Origin of the sequence: Gloeomargarita sp. SKYB120, assembly GCA_025062155.1 — a bacterium.
Lineage (GTDB): Bacteria > Cyanobacteriota > Cyanobacteriia > Gloeomargaritales > Gloeomargaritaceae > Gloeomargarita.
The window spans coordinates 1-3,648 of record JANXAM010000061.1 but is presented as its reverse complement, the minus strand read 5'-3'; the positions used below and the strand labels follow the sequence as shown (position 1 = coordinate 3,648).

Genomic DNA, 3,648 nt, shown 5'->3' with positions numbered 1-3,648 from the left:
AACCAATTAAAATCAACACTCCAGAAATGGCCGTGTACAGCAAAAACTTCAGCGCCGCATACTCCCGCTTCGGCCCGCCCCAAATCCCAATCAGGAAATACAGCGGCACCAGCTCCAGCTCGTAAAACAGCACAAACAGCAACACATTCTGAGCGGCAAAGGCACCCGCCAAACCCGCGCTGGCCCACAACACCAAGCTGTAGTACAGACGGGGGCGCTCCACCTCCACCGGCGTGCTGTAAATCACCACCCAGCTAATCAAGGCATTCAGCGCCAGCAGGGAGATTGCCAGCCCATCAGCGCCCAGGCGATAGTTCAACCCCAAATTCGGCAACCAGGGCCAGGTCTCCAGCATTTGCATCCCCGGCTGGGTGACATCGAAACGGCTCAGCAAAATGCCTGCCCAGGCCACCATCAAGCCGCTCACCACCAGCGCCAGCAGTCGCATTTGCCGGGGGTCCCGCACCAGCCACACCGCCACCCCCCCTAAGACCGGCCCTGCAATCAACACACTCAGCATGCCTGCGCCCTCCTCCCTAGGACAACGTCACAATCACTAGACCCACGACCAAGCTCAGCCCTAGCAGAATCGTCACCAAATACCACTGGAACTTGCCGGAGGTGCTGTATTTGAGCGTCTCGCCGCCGATGATGGTCACAACGCCCACCAGGTTCACCAGCCCATCCACCACGTAGCGGTCCAGCAGGTCTGTAATGCGCGAGACCAGGTCCACCAGGCCCACCACGGTCATTTTGTACAGACGGGGCGTGTACAAGTCATAAGCCAGCAAATCTTGGAAGCTGCGCCAGGGCAACACCACCGGCTTGGCAATCCCTGGACTCAGGTAAACCACTCCCGCTAGCGTCAGTCCCGACAGTGTGCTCAGGGTCAGTAAAATTCCCCAATCTGTTTGCCAGGCCGGTAGCAAGTCCACCGCCGCCAGTATCTGGGGAATGTGCAGCACCACCCCCGCCAGCGCCGTCATCGGCAGAATAAATGGCCAGTGCAATTCCGGCGCCCGCTCGCTCATCTGCTTGGGCCGGTTGCCAAAAATCAAGCAGAACACCCGCATAAAGCTAAACGACAGCAAGCCATTGACCAGCAGCACCACCCCCACCAGCAGCGGCGATTGCCAATCCAAATCACTGAGCAATTGCATCAGCGCCCAAAAACCGCCCAGTGGCGGCAGCGCCACCAGCCCGGCCATTCCCACTAGAAAACTCAAGCCCGTGATGGGCCGCCGCGACCACAAGCCCCCTAGCAACGTCACATCCTGGGTAATGCAGTTCCAGACAATGTTGCCCACCGCCATCACCGGCAACCCCGCCGTCAAGCTATACACCAGCAACAGCAGCAGGGCCGTATCCGGGTGCCCTGTCCCCACCGCGATAAACACTAGCCCTAGGTAAGCGCTAACTGGATAGGACAGGGTGCGTTTCACATCAATCTGGGCAATGGCAATGGCTGACGCGCCTACGGCAGTTGCCACCCCCACGCCCACCATCACGCCCATCGCGCCGGGCGACAGCGACCAAACCGGCATCAGTTTCACCAGCACCCACGCCCCGGTAATCACCACCACCGAGTTGCGCAGGACGGTTGCCGGAAAGGGTCCTTCCATCGCTTCATCGAGCCACAGGTGAAAGGGAAACTGGGCGCATTTCCCCATCGGCCCCGCCAGCAGCCCCAATCCCACCGCCAGGAATATCCCCGGATGCGCCTGGGCATAGGCAATCGTCTCCGGCTGTTGCGCCCATTGGGCCAATTCCGTAAAATTCCAGGTGCGCGCCAGCGGCCACAGTGCCAGCACCCCCATCAGCAAAAGCAAATCCCCAATTCGTTTCGTCAAAAATGCATCGCGTGCACCTGTCACCACCAGCGGCTGCGGGAACCAAAACCCCACCAACAAATACGTCGCCAGCGTCAAAATCTCCAGAATCATGTAAGAAAAAAACAGGGAGTCGCACAGTGCCAGTGCGCTCATCCCTGCCTCAAAAAACGCCAGCAATGAGTAAAACCTGGCCCAGCCCCAGTCCATCTCCATATAGCCAAACCCGTAAATCTGGGCCAGTAAATTCACCAAGAAAATGACTACGAGCGCCGTTAGGGAAGTTTTAGAAATCTCCAACGGCAACGTTAGGTCTAAGCCTGCAACCTGCAGCCAGGGCACCTGCACATACAGCGGTTCGTACTTCCAGAGTGCCAGCAGCGCCAGCCCCGAGTGGATCAAACTCACCAGCGTCATCAACGTGTTGAAGTAGCCCGCCGGTCGTGGCCCCGTGCGCCGGATAATCCCAGGAAACCACAACGCCGCAATAATCGTCCCTACGAAGGGGTAAAGGGGAACTAACCAGACCGACTCCAGAAACCACGCCAGCATGGACGACCTCAAATGAACACGACAGGGATCAACAAAAATACCGAGCTTGACCAGGGTAGTACAAAGTAACCCTGCTTTTCACCATAACGACCTTCGGAAGCAAGGGGAAGGGGCGCATGGCTCAAAATTTGCAATCGCTGATGTTAATTTTTCTTATCAATCTACGGGTGGGGGGCGTCCGGCTAGAATAGGGGTGCGGGAGCGCGAGCGCAATGGAACCGAGTCAGCATCGTATTCCTGAGCACTTGGCGGCGGAGATTTTCCGGCGGGCTGCCCGTTTGCATCTGGAGTCCCAGGGGCAACTTCCCAGCTACTCCGTAAACGAGCTTCTGGAAGCCGGGCAGGCCGCTCAGATTCCTTCCGAGTACATCCACCAGGCCATCGCCGAGCTGCATGCATCCCGTAAGCTCCCGCCGCGCCGGTTCGCCTGGCTAGTACCGCTCGGAATACTGGTGCTGGGTTGGAGCGGGTGGCACTTCATTTCTCGGCCAGGGTTAGAACGCCCAACTGCGCTCACGATTGAGCAGCAACTCCGCCAGAAGGTGTGTCGTCAATGTGCCTTCAACGGGGCAGACTTACGGGGTCGCAATCTCAGCGGCTTGGACTTGCGGGGCGCCAACTTGCGGGGCGCGGATTTAACAGGAGCCAATTTGAGCCAGGCCGACTTGCAAGGCGCTGATTTACGGGGAGCCATTCTCGACCAGGCTAATTTAAGCAGTACTAACTTAGCTGGGGCGAATTTGAGCGGCGCAAGTTTCCAGCAGGCCAATCTGGCTGCGGCGGACTTATCGGGGGCCATCTTGCAGAGCGCGCAACTGGTGGCAGCCAATCTGACCGGTGTGCAACTACAAGCCAGCCGTTTACAGGGCAGTAACTTCACCGGCGCGGATTTGAGTTTTGCCAATTTGCAGGGAGCCGACGTGGAACAGGCCAATTTTCAAGCGACGGTTCTGAAACATGCGAACTTGCAACGAGTGAAGCACCTAGAAACAGCAGATTTTACAGGAGCCAGTCGGTGACCCGAGAAACCAAAAAATCCTTTGAGCGCATCCGGGCGGTGCATACCAACGAATTTGCTCAGGATTTAGCCACCTATCAACAGGCTTTACAGAGTTGGCATCCCCCTGAAAACAAGGTGCAATTTTTCGGGTGCGGCGATGGAGAATTCACCAGTCGTTTTGCCACCTGAGCAATTGGCCATTACCTTGGTTGAGCCAGATGTCAGTTATCGCCGCCGAGCGGTGCAGCAGTTGCTTCCCTACAGCCG

The 3,648-nt window shown here is 57.6% G+C and carries 4 protein-coding genes; 2 read left to right on the top strand and 2 right to left on the bottom strand.

Annotated elements, in window-relative coordinates; all coding sequences use genetic code 11:
- Window positions 1–520: NAD(P)H-quinone oxidoreductase subunit D4 (locus NZ705_12340; GenBank protein MCS7293733.1), on the bottom strand; the 520-nt coding region annotated here is incomplete at its 3' end.
- 16 nt (window positions 521–536) lie between these two features.
- The gene (locus tag NZ705_12335; GenBank protein MCS7293732.1) at window positions 537–2,381 is read right to left on the bottom strand and encodes an NAD(P)H-quinone oxidoreductase subunit F; all 1,845 of its coding nucleotides are present in this window, start codon (window positions 2,379–2,381) and stop codon (window positions 537–539) included.
- 212 nt (window positions 2,382–2,593) lie between these two features.
- Here NZ705_12335 and NZ705_12330 point away from each other — a divergent pair, with 212 nt between their 5' ends.
- On the top strand, window positions 2,594–3,400 hold the full coding sequence (locus tag NZ705_12330) for a pentapeptide repeat-containing protein (protein MCS7293731.1): 807 nt from the start codon (window positions 2,594–2,596) through the stop codon (window positions 3,398–3,400).
- Window positions 3,397–3,570 carry a hypothetical protein gene (locus tag NZ705_12325; protein MCS7293730.1) on the top strand — a complete coding sequence of 58 codons (174 nt, stop codon included), beginning with the start codon at window positions 3,397–3,399 and terminating at the stop codon, window positions 3,568–3,570. The genes NZ705_12330 and NZ705_12325 overlap by 4 nt, the downstream gene beginning before the upstream one ends.
- Window positions 3,571–3,648 lie beyond the last annotated feature (78 nt).